This window comes from Aquibium carbonis (assembly GCF_003970795.1).
Classification (GTDB): Bacteria; Pseudomonadota; Alphaproteobacteria; order Rhizobiales; family Rhizobiaceae; genus Aquibium; species Aquibium carbonis.
In genome coordinates this window covers 1-13,168 of sequence record NZ_RWKW01000075.1, presented here as the reverse complement: position 1 = coordinate 13,168, position 13,168 = coordinate 1, and the positions used below count along the sequence as shown (strand labels likewise).

The 13,168-nt window shown below is 61.9% G+C and carries 10 protein-coding genes, 5 pseudogenes and 1 other annotated feature; of the genes and pseudogenes, 8 read left to right on the top strand and 7 right to left on the bottom strand.

The features are described 5' to 3' along the window. Positions 1 to 331: 331 nt before the first annotated feature. Positions 332 to 1,846, bottom strand: a complete 1,515-nt coding sequence (locus EJC49_RS19060) for an FAD/NAD(P)-binding protein (protein ID WP_170314789.1) — start codon at positions 1,844 to 1,846, stop codon at positions 332 to 334. 115 nt (positions 1,847 to 1,961) lie between these two features. Between EJC49_RS19060 and EJC49_RS26315 the strand changes: the two are divergent. Then, positions 1,962 to 2,188: pseudogene (locus EJC49_RS26315) on the top strand (ATP-binding protein); the annotation flags it as partial. 91 nt (positions 2,189 to 2,279) lie between these two features. Here EJC49_RS26315 and EJC49_RS26135 read toward each other — a convergent pair. Beyond that, a pseudogene (locus EJC49_RS26135) lies at positions 2,280 to 3,023 on the bottom strand (IS3 family transposase); the annotation flags it as partial. After that, positions 2,751 to 2,866 (bottom strand) — a sequence feature (AL1L pseudoknot). It overlaps the preceding pseudogene by 116 nt. On the opposite strand from EJC49_RS26135, the pseudogene EJC49_RS26220 reads away from it, so the two are divergent. From EJC49_RS26220 to EJC49_RS19025, 5 genes and pseudogenes are all read left to right on the top strand, one after another. Continuing rightward, positions 2,967 to 3,104, top strand: a pseudogene (locus EJC49_RS26220) (ATP-binding protein); the annotation flags it as partial. The pseudogenes EJC49_RS26135 and EJC49_RS26220 overlap by 57 nt on opposite strands. Before the next feature lie 76 nt (positions 3,105 to 3,180). Further along, positions 3,181 to 3,531 carry a transposase gene (locus EJC49_RS19040; protein ID WP_126701525.1) on the top strand — a complete coding sequence of 117 codons (351 nt, stop codon included), beginning with the start codon at positions 3,181 to 3,183 and terminating at the stop codon, positions 3,529 to 3,531. Then, entirely contained in the window at positions 3,531 to 3,863 is a 333-nt protein-coding gene (locus EJC49_RS26215) for an IS3 family transposase (RefSeq protein ID WP_126701529.1), read from the top strand. The genes EJC49_RS19040 and EJC49_RS26215 overlap by 1 nt, the downstream gene beginning before the upstream one ends. A gap of 4 nt (positions 3,864 to 3,867) precedes the next feature. Further along, positions 3,868 to 4,164: pseudogene (locus tag EJC49_RS25780) on the top strand (transposase); the annotation flags it as partial. Between the two features lie 60 nt (positions 4,165 to 4,224). Beyond that, a pseudogene (locus tag EJC49_RS19025) lies at positions 4,225 to 4,929 on the top strand (IS5 family transposase); the annotation flags it as partial. Between the two features lie 93 nt (positions 4,930 to 5,022). Here EJC49_RS19025 and EJC49_RS19020 read toward each other — a convergent pair. Further along, positions 5,023 to 5,781, bottom strand: a complete 759-nt coding sequence (locus EJC49_RS19020; protein ID WP_126701522.1) for a hypothetical protein — start codon at positions 5,779 to 5,781, stop codon at positions 5,023 to 5,025. A 436-nt stretch (positions 5,782 to 6,217) separates the two neighbouring features. Here EJC49_RS19020 and EJC49_RS19015 point away from each other — a divergent pair, with 436 nt between their 5' ends. Then, positions 6,218 to 6,775, top strand: a complete 558-nt coding sequence (locus tag EJC49_RS19015) for a hypothetical protein (RefSeq protein WP_126701521.1) — start codon at positions 6,218 to 6,220, stop codon at positions 6,773 to 6,775. Between the two features lie 148 nt (positions 6,776 to 6,923). On the opposite strand, the gene EJC49_RS19010 is transcribed toward EJC49_RS19015, so the two are convergent. The 3 genes from EJC49_RS19010 to EJC49_RS19000 all read right to left on the bottom strand — a co-directional run bounded on the left by EJC49_RS19010 (position 6,924) and on the right by EJC49_RS19000 (position 11,280). Beyond that, positions 6,924 to 9,149: an AAA family ATPase gene (locus tag EJC49_RS19010; protein ID WP_126701520.1), complete on the bottom strand. Its 2,226-nt coding sequence runs from the start codon at positions 9,147 to 9,149 to the stop codon at positions 6,924 to 6,926. A 310-nt stretch (positions 9,150 to 9,459) separates the two neighbouring features. Continuing rightward, complete coding sequence (locus EJC49_RS19005) at positions 9,460 to 10,272, bottom strand: hypothetical protein (protein ID WP_126701519.1); 813 nt, start codon at positions 10,270 to 10,272, stop codon at positions 9,460 to 9,462. A gap of 753 nt (positions 10,273 to 11,025) precedes the next feature. Next, on the bottom strand, positions 11,026 to 11,280 hold the full coding sequence (locus EJC49_RS19000) for a mechanosensitive ion channel family protein (RefSeq protein ID WP_342635362.1): 255 nt from the start codon (positions 11,278 to 11,280) through the stop codon (positions 11,026 to 11,028). A 259-nt stretch (positions 11,281 to 11,539) separates the two neighbouring features. Between EJC49_RS19000 and EJC49_RS18995 the strand changes: the two genes are divergently transcribed. Next, the gene (locus EJC49_RS18995; protein ID WP_245453475.1) at positions 11,540 to 12,736 is read left to right on the top strand and encodes a patatin-like phospholipase family protein; all 1,197 of its coding nucleotides are present in this window, start codon (positions 11,540 to 11,542) and stop codon (positions 12,734 to 12,736) included. Positions 12,737 to 12,816: 80 nt separating this feature from the next. Here EJC49_RS18995 and EJC49_RS18990 read toward each other — a convergent pair. Continuing rightward, the coding region (locus EJC49_RS18990) for a tetratricopeptide repeat protein (protein ID WP_126701517.1) at positions 12,817 to 13,168 on the bottom strand (352 nt) is incomplete at its 5' end.

Sequence of the window (13,168 nt, the reverse complement as noted above, 5' to 3'; positions counted from 1 at the left end):
AAAACGGAAAGTGTTACCCATGTGTCCGGTACGTTCCGTCACCTATGTCTCGGGTCGCTCACCGCATAATATCGGCATTATGATGAATTTCTACAAGATGCGCGTCAGCATCGCCACTTAGGTCTAAGGCTCACGAATCCCGAAACCTGATCCCGATAGTCTGAACTTCTGAGGTATCTGCTTCCGGGCAAAAATTGCGAATGCGGCCGTCAAAACCTCAAGGTCGAACGATGGGCCTGACGTATTCGATTTTGCCACGGACCCTTAAGGCTTTGAATGCAGCGCCCCGCTCTGGAGCGGGGCGTCATCGGCGCGAAATAACGTTCTGCGACTAAATAACTAGGGCCTTCGTTGGAGCGCGCGCGGTTGCCGGATTGAGTGAATTCAGCATGTCGTCGATTCCTGCACGTGCAGTCGCGGTCACGGTCAGCAATTGGTTGGTTAAGTAGTGCGTTCCCTTAGTCAGACTGCCGGCGCATACCCAGACGGGCAATTGCTGCTCCCCACCAGCACCGATGCGGCCTGTGTCCTTATCGACAATTACGCCGCCGCGCGGATGGCGCTTTACCAAGGAGCGGCGAAGCAGGCTTGCCATCAGCGGGCAAGTGGCATCTCGAATATCACTGCCGATGCCAGAACAGTCAGCGACGGCCTGGAAATCAAGTACCTGGCCATCCGCGAAGGTCGCCACATAGCGGTCGTTTACATTGTCCCATTCCACCTCGCGTATTCCGCGCCTTATAGTAACGAAGCCAGACCCAATCCAACGGCCTAGCTTGACCATGTTCTTGGGCGGCGCGGGCCACTGGATCGCGGCCTGCAATGTCGAGTACTGCTTGAACGCATCCTTGGCCGCCTCTGACATAAAGTCCCAGACGATATGGACAACATCGTCAAAGATCTTGAGCGCATCGTAGTATGGATGAGGCATTCTCGCCTCAATCACGCCGATACGTATCTGCTCCAGATGCTCGAGAAACATCCGATCGCGGAGCTTTACAAGATCGTCACAGTTCCCGCCATTCAGCACGATCTCCGCGATCGCGAGTTGTATTACTGCTTCGAGCGACAGAGGCCCGTTGACGCGATGGAAGTCGCGAAGGAATTCGGGAGTTATGAGTTTCGCGCTCGGCTTACGATAGAGCGGTCTCACACCCGGTATGATGCCCGACGTGCCACCCCATACGACTGGCCGTGTATTACCTAGGAAGCGCCAGCTGTGCGTGAGGTCGATCGACGATAATGATGTGCCTATTATGAGCAGCCGCTTTCCGAAAAGCGGTCGAACCTCATCGATTTGCCAAGGACCGGCGTAGAAGGGTGTTCCGCGTAGATGCACGTACTTATCCGGTTCCCAGTTGCCCGTAGCTAAAAGTACGCCATCGGCGGTCGTTGCGGCGCCTTCTTCGTCGATCACGTTAACGCGGTCCGTCCCGATCGGCTCTATATCGGCAACCTTCTTACGGTGGACGGTAACGCTGACACCATTCGCGCGAAGCAGGCCTATCTGTCGCACCAAGTCGGCGCATAAGGCATCGCCGACTCTGTCGCGGCGCAGGTAGACATCACCGTTATGCTCCTTAGTCAGGTGCGCAAGGTTCAATCCCTCAACGATAGCTTCGGGATTTACAGAGGAAGGTCCGAGGGTATGCGCCGGCATGTTCGTGATGTGCGAGGCTACCGGCGTACTCCACGGAGCGGACTTGCCGAACACCTTGTCGGGAACGAACAACTGCACAACCGCGACCGATGGTGAGTTCAAGAATGTCCGGTACCATACCAGCCGGCTCAGCGCTGCCGTGGCAGCAGGTCCGCCCCCGATCACAACGATTGACAAACCAGTCACATTAAGCCTCCTTCGGATTTGAGTTCAGCCACGCAAAATGTGCCTTGAGTCGCGACAAGTGTCAATACATGTGACTCACAATACGAGCTTCATTTTTCCTTCCCCCTGCGGCGGCTACGAACGCGGTTCCATGCGGGTGACGTCAAACCGCTCCGTCGTCGAGTGGGGAACGGTGTTCGGGGGTTCGTTCGTCGCGATAGCAATCCTAGGCCGGCTGCACCACCACTGCAGCATCATCACATTCGAGGCGACAGCTATCGCCTGCGCGACAAGCGCCGTGCCGGCCTTCTGCAGAAGGCCGGCACGGCGCTTGAACAGCAAACTAAGAACGTCAACCAATGAGGGGGCGGTTCTTCATGTCGCTAAGGGGTCAGTTCCCGGAGCCGCTTGACAAATGGTGCGCCAGACCACCGCGATGGGCTGGTCGCCGTTAGGGCGGCGCCTGATCCGGAGCATCGAGGACGAAGCTCGCATGCGCCGTCCTGCTCACCCGCCATCCGACGATCCGGCCGGCATAGGCGTCGATCACGAAGGCCACGCAGACGAAGTCCAACCAGGTGCTGACGTAGGTGAATTCCGAGAGCCAGAGCCGGTTTGGTGCCGGGGCATGGAAGACCCCAGTTCACATGATCGAGCGGCCACTGGGCAGCCTTGCCGGCACCGTGGTGCGGATGGACTTGCCGCGGATGGCGCCGTCAAGGCCGAGGTCGGCCATCAACCGCTCGACCGTGCAGCGCGCGACGCCGAAGCCTTCACGCAGCATCTGCCGCCAGACCCTGCGCGCACCATAGACCTCGAGGTTCTTGGCGAGACGCGCTCGGCGGCTTCAGCCCAATTTTCCGGTTCGCTCGCGCCGAGAGCTTCTCGGATCGCCGAGCTTGGCGAGGTTGTCGCGGTAGATGGACGGGGCAATCGGCAGCACCTTGCATACCGGCTCGAACCCATGGTCTTGCGATGATCGTCAATGAACGCGATCATCGTTTGAAGGGGCAGTCGAGCTTCGCCTGCGCAGAATATGCGGACGCCTTGTGCAGGATCTCGTTGGCCTGCCGAAGCTCCCGCCTGCGTCGACGCCAGCCTTTTTCACCCACTCGTTAAGCGTCTGGCCAGTGCAGGTGACGCCATGATCCTCACCTCGAACCGCGGCTTTGCCGAATGGGGCGAGGTCTTCGGCGATCCCGTCGTCGCAACCGCCTTGCTCGACCGGTTGCTGCACCATGCGGTCGTCGTCCAGATCGAAGGTTCCAGCTACCGGCTGGAGTGCGCCCCTGCGGGTGGACAGATTGATGGAATGGCATTGACCGGTTGGCCGGGCTTTCGAAGGATGGAAGCCCATGGTTCGACATCGCACCCACAGCATCGAGTTCAAGCGGCAGGTCGTGCAGGAGTATCTTGCCGGCGAGGCGCTCCACAGCCTCGGCAGGCGGCATGATCTGTCGCGGAACCTGATCCGCATCTGGATCCAGAAGTTCGAGGCCGGAGCGTTCGACGACGAAGCCACCGCAGCCGACACGATCCAGACCTACGAGGCCAGGATCGCCGCCCTGGAGCGGCTCGTCGGTCGGCAGGCTCTGGAGATCGTGTTTCTAAAGGGGGCTCTGAAGCACGGACCGCGGCCGAGAAGCGCGACTACATCCGTGATCACCGGCCCTGCGGCATCTCCGTCGCGGAAGGATGCCGTCTGATGGGAATCGCACGCTCGACCTTCTACGACCGGCCGGCTGTGAGCGTCGACGACACCGCCCTCGTCGAACGAATGGTAGCGATCTCCGACAGTTTCGAGGCCTATGGCTATCGCCGCATGCAAGCCGCGCTACGTCAGCAGGGCATGGTCGTCAATCACAAGAAACTGCGACGCCTCATGCGCGAGCATGACCTTCAGCCTCGCCGGCGCCGGCGCTATGTCGTCTGGGGGGCGTCCTGGCGATGGCAATGGCGCCCGACCAGATCGATGCGACCGCCGCTTTCGAAGAGTCTTCGAAACCTCCCGTTTGCGAGTGTTGCGACGACCACTTGAATCCGCCCAATACGCAGCCTGGCGCTACCGACAGGTCTTGGCGCAGCACGGCTTCGTCGGATCGATGGGGCGCCGGGGAAATCCCTATGACAACGCAAAAGCGGAGAGCTTCATGAAGACGCTGAAGGTCGAAGCGGTCTACCCGATGGCCTACGAGAGCTTCGCGGATGTCGCCGCCGACCTTCCGCGCTTCATCGACCAGGTCTACAATGAGCGTCGGCTACACTCGGCGCTCGGATATCTGAGCCCGCAGCAGTTCGAGGATCAACACACCCGGCACCCTGTCAAAACCGCCGCCTGATCCTGTCGCCTTCAAGGGGCGCACTCCAACTTTTGGGGAAAATTCACGCGGCATTGACACGCGAAGACGGGGCGTCCGCGCCAATGGCCGCTGCGCGAGATCATGAACGCGATCTTCTACGTCATGCGCGGCGGGATCGGCTGGCGGCTCCTGCCGTCCGACTTCCCGGCGAGAAGCACGGTGTTCCGATGGTTCTGCCGGTTCCGCGACGACTGCCTATTCGAGAAGATCAATCACAGGCTACTGATGAAGGACCGCGAGCGCTGCGGACGCGACGCTTCGCCCACGGCCTCGATCATCGACAGCCAGAGTGTGAAGACCTGTGAGAGCGGCGGTCCACGCGGCTACGACGCCGGCAAGAAGATCAATGGCCGCAAGCGCCACGCGCTGGTCGACACCGAGGGCCGGGCGCTGGTGCTGTTCCCGCACCCGGCCAGCATACAGGATCGTGACGGTGCAGGGCCGCTCCTGCAAGCTTCGCAGCGGCCGTTCGCCTTCATCCGCAAGGTCTTCGCCGACGCTGGGTATCAAAGTCCACGCGTCGCTGATGCCACCTCCATTGCCGTCGAGATCGTCAGGCGCACGCCGGATCAAGTCGGCTTTGCCGTACAGCCGAGACGCTGGGTCGTCGAACGGTTCTTCGCCTGGATAAGCCGAAACCGGAGGCTGTGGAAGGACGCCGAGGCGACCATCGAATCCGCGACGGCTTTCCTCTACGCCGCAGCCGCCATGATCCTGGTCAGGCGCATCGCACGCCAATCATGAGCAGTTTCGGCACGGACTCTCAGAAAATCGCCATCCGCCCTGATTAACATCATAGCGGATAGCAAATTCTCTATGGGCTCACTGTTGAAGGCTTTAATGAGATCTTGCAGCCGAATTTCCGCTAGACGATTGCGAGCGCTTCTGCGCTGCATCTTTATGCAGATCTGGCAAACTGTCTTTGCCTGAGTGAGCCCGTGACTTTCCCGAAGTAGCCGCATGCGCTTGGATCGATGTCACGTTCATGCAAGCATCTTTCGTGAAATGAACTTGCTCGCGATCCAGCAGCCCGTCGAGTTCGCGCTCCCTGAGCATCAGCCAATCTCGTAGCCTGAACATAAATTCTGCCCGTGCGCTAACACGTGGTGCGCTCTCCCCCTTGATGTACCTGGCTACTGAATGGCCCGCGACATCTAGGACCTCGCCGAGGCGCTCGTCAGTTACGTTCGCAAGAATTTTAGCGTACAACAAAATTCCGGGAAATGTCGCGAGGAATGCGTCTTCTGCACGAGCTTTGCGCTCTTCGTCCGTTGCATGGCGAACGTAGAACGTGTGCCAGCGTTGAATAGACTGTCGCAGCAACTCGATCATGTTACGCCGAGACCTATGGACATCCAGCATAACGGACCTCAGTCTGACCGCCAGTTCGTAGGTGCTGTCCACGTTTTGCTGGATCGCATCGGCGTCTTGGCCTTTGCGACTTACCTCACCTGGCGGCTCGCGAAGAAGTCGGGTGAACTGATCGTCTTCGACGGCCTTCGCAGCGTCGGACCCACCCTTTAGTTCCGCCTCTGCAAGCTGGCAAAAGGCGGCAGCCGAGTCACCGACGGTTGAAAGGGTTTGGAATGTCAACATGTAGACCTCCTATCGCGCTCAGTTAGAGATTCGCCGAAGTGGCATTGTTTTGGGCGTTCATGCTGTCCTCCAATCGGATCGTGCGCCGGGTAGCCGCAAGGGCTGAGAACACATGCATGGACTAGAAATTCGTAGCGCATGACGATTCAATCGCAGACAAGTTAGTCACATTCATGTCCATAACATGGAGCGACAGCGGCGAAGTCAAGCGAGAAATTGCCCCTTTCGGTGCATTTTGTACGAGATGTCGCAACCTAGTTGCGGTGCAGCAACGAATTGGGGGCCACATTCACCTCCTTCGATTGACAACTATCGACCCGACTGGTTAACTAATGTGAAACACATGTGCAAAGAGGCTGGGCAGGTCTTTGCGCATCGGGGGGGCGGGCTGCCCGCAGGGAAAAGCAACGACGAAGGAAGATCAGGAGGCCAAGCCATGTCATTTGATGGCCGTACCATGCGTCTGGAACGTTCAGAAGCAATCGTTACTGTCGAGGCGATGGCGCAAGAGGAACTCCATAAACATGGGAACGCAGGGGTTGACCCGCCTCTCGCGTCGGCGGGTAGCATGCTCTTTATGCAATACTGGCGAGCCTCCAACCCATTCTCACGTCCACATGGCCTCCAGCTTGAGGACCATTCAGACTGGAATGCCGCCTTGGACGGCAACGAATTCGCCGGGGTTGGCGCCGCCTTTTCAGCGGATCTTTCACCATTGCCCTTTGTCGCACGTCTTGGAAGGAGGTTTCCAGGATCTTACGAAGCACATGCTTTCGTCCGCCGGCCCTTCCGCGGACAAAACATAGGCTCGCATCTTGTTCGTCAGGTCGCTGCATCCATCGATCAAGTCGATCCGACTGCGAAGGTTTTCATCGTTGCGCATATTGGATCCCTTCGTCATCAAAATTTTTCGCACTGCTTCCGCGGAGAAATGTCGTTCGAGGAAGGTAATCTCGCGGCCGCCGTTTTTCTCAGAGAACACCAGCCCGTTTAGGCAGACGGGAATTCGTGTCCCTCATTCGTATACAATGGCAATCGGGGAATATTGTCCGCGCTCGGATGGCTAAATATAGCTCAGTCCGAAGGAACATATCTGCGCGCCTAGGCCGACCCAGTTTAGGAATATCTCCGCTAGGGATTCATCAGCGTCTGGTGCCGTCATATCTCAACCCTCCAGATTCGGCGTCATGACTTTGGACATTCGAAGGTCCCACTCCGAGAGCATCATGGACCGGATCTGGCGTCACCGGCATGATCGTCATAATTTCGTTCGCCACTAGAGGCCCACCCCCGAGAAGACATTCCGCAACATCGGCGATGGGGGCTCGATGCCTCTCGACCATGGCGATGGTCCGCTTCATCTGCTGCGCAAGCAGCGCCTCCACCCGATCCCGGAGGACGAAGGATGTCTGGAGGCTGGTCAGCAGCTCTTCGTCCTGGTCGGGCGACAGGTACGCCAGTCCTTGGCCCAGGCCGTAGGACGCCTCGATCCGGAGCGCGGCAAGGGTGGCATGGTGAAGGTCGCTGCCAGCAGCACCGCCAGCGCTCGCCGATCGACCCTCAAGAAGCACTTCCTCAGCGGCTGTGCCCCCGAGATAGACGCAGATCTGGTCGAGCAGATCCTGCACGGTCCGTTCCTGGAACGTTGGCTCCCGGTATCGGACACGGCCGAGGGAGAGGAAGCCGGACGCATTGGATGCGGTTGGTCCGACCCGCAGTTCGACATGATCGAGCGGGTGTCCGAGGACGACGGCGACCACGGCATGCCCGGCCTCATGAATGGCCGCCCGGCGCAGCAGTGCGGGCGGTACGGTCTGGAGTGCGGGTAGAGGGGCGATCAGGTCTTCCAGGATCATCGCCCGACGTTCACGCCGTGCCTTGCGGCGCGCGTCACGTACGAGCTGCTCGAGACCCGCGCCGCTCCAGCCTGCTGTCCGCTGAGCGATCTCGGTGAGGTCAGCCCCCTCCAGTATCTCGCCGAGGTGCCAGCGCAGGATGCCGACCCGCGCCGGCTCGTCCGGAAGCGGCATGCGCACATGGCGGTCAAGGCGGCCGGGGCGCAGCAGTGCGGCATCGATGCGTTCCGGCTGGTTGCACGCACCGACGATGACGACGCCGTCATTGCGTTCGGCCCCGTCGATGCATTCGAGCAGCCCGGCGACGACCTCGGTGCAATAGTGGGCGCTGTCGCCGCTGAACTTGTCGCGGTCGCCGACGGCGTCGATCTCGTCGATGAACAGGATCGATGGGGCCTTCTCCCGTGCCTCGGCGAAGGCCGCCCGCATCGCCTTCAGCAGATCGCCGAGGTGTCCACGGGACTGCCACCTGGCCAGCGAGCCGAGCACCAGATGAGCGTCACAGGTGGAAGCGAGCGCACGGGCGAAGGTCGTCTTGCCCGTTCCGGGTGGGCCGCTGACGAGGACACCTCGATCGACGTCGGTCCAGTTGATCCGACCCTCCCGCCAGTCCTTGAGATCGATTGCCAGTTCCTGTCCCCAGGCGCCAGCCTTGCCGAGACCGTGAAGGCTGGCTAGGTCCAGCAGCGGCGGCTTCCGGACCTGGGCTGCTGCCTGCGCCTTTCTCATCGCGTCCAGCGAGGCCGAGATCGGGCGGCCGCGGCGCAGCATCGAGGCGACGAGCGACAGCGGCATGTCGGCGACCTCCTCGGCCGACGCTGCTTCGATCCGCTTTCCAAGGCAGAGACGGGCGGCCGCCGTGACGTGCCGCACGGTGGGTCGCTGGAGCATGATGACATCGTCGACGGCCGCCCGAACCCCGGCCGGCACCTCGCCGGGCGTCCTTGCCAGGATGATCAGCCGGTCCTCCCTCAGGATCGCGTTGTCGAGTGGCTTGAGCTTCCTGGCCTCTCCACCCCAAAGGTCCGATGCCATCACCACCCTCTCGGACTCATCCCTCAAGTCCCAGCGGCTCCTTCCGGGTCGGTTCAGCGCGATCTGTGCCGCCTCCTTGAAGTCATCGCTGTCGGCGCCGTCCGGAAGGATTAGAACGAGCGCCAGCGCGGTCCCACGGCGCAGGCGCCGATCATGACGACAGGCGCTCATGATCGAGCAGTAGGCGAGGAACCTGCCGACAGTCTTCGAGACCTTGGCCCGAACCTGCGGCGTCATGCGCTTGCGGCTCATCGGGCTGCCCCTCCGCGCAGGATTCCTGCGTCGAGGATGCCGAGGTCGACAAGCCATGCCGCGACCACTCTGCAGGCAGGGTCTCCACCCTCCAGCTGCCGGGACAGGAGTTCCGTCAGGACGGAAGGTAGCGAATGCTTTCCGTAGCCGCTGAGGCGGACATACTGGATGACCATGCTGATCACGACGGCGGAGTCCTCGATCGGTCGAATCCTGCAGTCGCAAGACGAGATCGCCCCCTGGCGGCTGAGGGCAATACAGCCGGGCGTGTGCCCGAGGACGTCCTGAAGAGCATCCGATCCGGCGAGATAGCGGGGTGGGATGGTGGGTCGCGGCAGCGCCGCTCCTGGGTCGGTTCCGGCCCGGTTTGACCCTCCGAAGATGGCACTAGTGGATTCCCCCTGGCCGGGCCGTCGGGGCGGTGGGGGGTTGGAATGCCTTCGCATGGCATGGCTCTCCTGTCGGATCGGCGCCTGGCGCGATCCGTGATCGTGGAATCGGGATTGGTTTCGGGGGTGCGGAGGCTCTGGGAGTCCTAGTGGAGACCCGGCCTCTGGGCGTATCCGAAGCGGCGCTCGGTAGGCCCGGCCGCCCTTATGCCGATGACCTCGCCGCCCAGTGGTGACACCTCATCTGGCTGCGCCAAAGGATTCAGCGCGGCAGAGGTTGACTTGCCCTCCAGTGGCAGTCCGAGCACCGTCTTGCACCGCCGCTCCAGCTCTTCCTGGACGCGCCTCGAGAAGCCTTCCCGGACCTGTTCGACGAATCCTGCGGTGCCTTCTGTGCCGAGAAGTTCGTCGATCTGGGACAGCCGGAAGACGCCACGCTCATGGTCGGACAATTCGTCAGCGCCATCGACGATCGCGGTCTCCACCGAGACCAGCAGCGGACCACGGTTCTCAGCGATCCATTCCGACGCGATCGCCGCCACCGACAGCATTCGAAAACGGAGCCGGTCGATTTCTTGCGGACGGTAGGACGGAAGCGAGCGCTTGATGTCGAGGATGAGCCCGGAGTGCTTCGCCCGGTTCACCACGAAGAGGTCGGGCCTGTAAGACTCCGTCGCATGGACACGCGACGGAAATCGGATGCCCTTGATCTCGTCCGACGGTGTCCGCTTCAGCATCTCCTGCGCCGCCGGAACGATCGGCATCGGCTTCGGCGGCAGCAGCATGAGATCGGGGTTGCGTCGAACCGCCAGCGCGATCGAATCCTCGAGCAGCCGCCCTTCCTGCATCACGGCCGAGCGGCAGAAACCGAATAAGGACGCGTAGTCGCCGAAGGTGCTGTCGTCCCGCGTCTCGCCAGCCAGCGCTGCCGCCATCGCGTTGTCGACGAGGGATGCCACGTCTGCCTGATGGGCATCCTTCGGGGTCGCCGAACCCACCTGTGGAGAATGGCGTCGATAACCCGCCAGCCCCGCCACCGAACTGCCGCGCGCCCCTTCCGGACGGCGGCCATGCCATCTATCAATTCCCATAGCCCGATTGCCTCTCGCGTAGGTCGTTGGGTCAGGCCTTCGTCAGGTGTTACGAGCACCGGGCGGAGGCCGCTTCTCGTCCATGCCGCAGCGTGAACGGTCGCAACCGATCGGGATCTCGCTGGGATCGCAAGCACCAGGCGCCGGCATGGTTAATGCCGATGCCGCAGGATGCGATCTGAAGGCCATGTTGGCCAGCGCGAGCGTCGCCTCGGCGTGGTCAATGCATTCCTGGTATAATTCGTTCAGGACCGGGCCAGGCAGTGGAGCCCATCTGGCGTACCCAGTGCATCGAGGTTGCGTTCGAATTCTTAGTGGACCGCGCGGTTGCTTTTGATGGCCGAACTGATGCCGCATATTGAGCACAGGTCGAACCTGACTGTTTCGTCCCGCTGCTTCGGAGATCCGGTTTGCAATGAGGTCCTACAACTCAGCCCGGCCGCTCTGTCGTGCCTGCGGATTACAGAAGCCTCCAGACGCAACGAATGTGTGACCAACAGGAACCCTTGCGTGTAGACGATCTGGAGCATTGAGCGAACCCGCTACTCGGGAGGGGTTCACTCGACGTATGCATCCCCGACCAGGTCGCTCCGCGAGAACTCTCGTAGCCGCCGAGCCGGGTCATGCCGGTTCGGAGTTCGGCCCGGCGGTCAACACCTCGTGCGCGGCGGCGGCGGCGTGGGCGTCGCCCCCTTCGATCACCCTTATCGTCGGGTACGCGAAATCGATCCCGTTCTCGTCGAACAGCTTCTTGATCAGCAGATAGGCCTTCTTGCGAACCGCGTACTGTTCGCCCGGCTTTGTCGTCATCTTCAGCTTGAGCTGGAAACCGGGCGGGTAGGATTTGGATGGACGTCCAGCATTCCATGGCGCCAAATGACAAGATCGCGGTGAAGAACCGGCCTAGCCTGAGCGCGGGAATGGGGGATCTCCCGCGAGGGCACCTCTAACCTTTTGAAGTCGGCATGGCGCGTGTCGGACGGAATGGACGGGGGATGGCGACAAACTCATGGGATTGATTCGGTTCGGCGAGGCGGCCTTGGCGCCGGCACTTGCCCTTTTGGCACTGAATCCATCTCGCGGTCGTAGTCAGGACCCGACGCGCCGCCTCCCGTTTCGGGTCGGCCGCCAATTCTTGACCGGCCTGTTGTTCGTCACGGCCTTGGTTGCGGCGGGTTGTACCACCGACATCGAGCGCATGGCTCTGCCCGAAGTGGATGTCGCCCGCGCGGAAGCGATGCCGTCGGCCTCCATGGCATCGGAGGCCGACCGGCAGGGTAGCGTGCGGATCTGGGGCGACGAAAAGCCGAAATGGTTCGACGCCATGATCGATGCCCCGCCGGACGTGCTCCGGCGCCAGTTCGGCGGCATCTATGGCAAGCCGCACGCCTATCTTGCGCTCTCAGGTGGCGGCGAGAACGGTGCCTATGGCGCCGGTCTCCTGACGGGCTGGACCGCGTCGGGCCGGCGGCCCGAATTCACGATGGTCACGGGCATCAGCACGGGCTCGCTGATCGCGCCCTTCGCCTTTCTCGGACCGGAATATGACCGCCAGCTGACCGAAATCTATACGATCTACTCGACGAAGGATCTGATCGAGACGAGGCCGGTGCTTCAGATTCTCTCCGCGGCTTCGGTGGCCGACACCACGCGGCTCAGGCGCCTCATCGCGAGCTACATAAATGCCGAAGTGATAGCAAAGATCGCCGCCGAGCATCGCAGGGGCAGGCGTCTCTTCATCGGCACGACGAATCTGGATGCCGGACGGCCCGTGCTGTGGAACATCGGCGCGATCGCCGACAGCCGGGACCCGCGCGCAGCGGCGCTGATCCACGACGTGCTCATGGCCTCCGCGTCGATTCCCGGGGCCTTCCCGCCCATGCTCATCAAGGTGGAGGCCGACGGCCGCATGTTCGACGAGCTTCATGTCGATGGCGGCACGACGTCCCAGGTCTTCCTCTATCCCGTCGGGATCGACTGGCGAAAGGTCACCCGCAAATTGAAGGTGCCGGGCAAGCCGGACGTCTACGTCATCCGGAACGCCTCGCTCGATCCCATCTACGACCCCGTGAAGCCGAAACTGCTGCCGATAGCCGGACGCTCGATCTCGACGCTGATCCGGACCCAGGGCGTAGGCGACATGTACCGGATCTATCTGGGCGCCCAGCGGGACGGCCTGAAATACCATCTGGCGTTCATACCGTCGGAGTTCGACGTCAAGTCGAGCGAGCCGTTCGACCTGGCCTACATGCGCAAGCTCTACCAGCTGGGCTACGAACAGGGCCTCGCCGGAACGGCATGGCATGCAAGTCCCCCCGGCTTCGAACATTGAACATGTCGAACCTGGCCGCAGCGGATATGCCATCGCCCTTCCGTCTCGGCGGATGCCCGATCAGTGAACCCGTCCCGTCGTCACAGGTTGCGCAGCGCGAGCAGGGCGGGAGCTCCGGGGTTTGCGGCGAGGGCTCGTTCCAGCGACCGTCTCGCTCCATCCGGATCGCCCAGAGCCGCCTGCAGGCGGACGATCATGGTCCACGCATCGACCAGTTGCGGGTCGAGCGCCACCGCCTGCCGAAAGGCATCGAGCGCGCGCCCGAAATGGCGCCCCGTCAGCGCCGCGCCGCCGATCTGGAGATGCGTCTCGGGGAAATCGGTCCGCAGGGCCAGCGCGACCTGCCACTCCCCCAGTGCCGTGCTCAGCGCCGGGTCGGGGGCGGAACCGGGCCGCGCGGCGACGTCGAGCAGGGCGCGCGCCGCGGCCTCG

What these genes read in the sequence shown, in the direction of transcription:
- EJC49_RS26215 (WP_126701529.1), top strand. Translation starts at nt 3,531, where the DNA reads ATGGGAATCGCACGCTCGACCTTCTACGACCGGCCGGCTGTGAGCGTC.
- EJC49_RS19020 (WP_126701522.1), bottom strand. Translation starts at nt 5,781, where the DNA reads ATGTTGACATTCCAAACCCTTTCAACCGTCGGTGACTCGGCTGCCGCC.
- EJC49_RS19015 (WP_126701521.1), top strand. Translation starts at nt 6,218, where the DNA reads ATGTCATTTGATGGCCGTACCATGCGTCTGGAACGTTCAGAAGCAATC.
- EJC49_RS19040 (WP_126701525.1), top strand. Translation starts at nt 3,181, where the DNA reads ATGGTTCGACATCGCACCCACAGCATCGAGTTCAAGCGGCAGGTCGTG.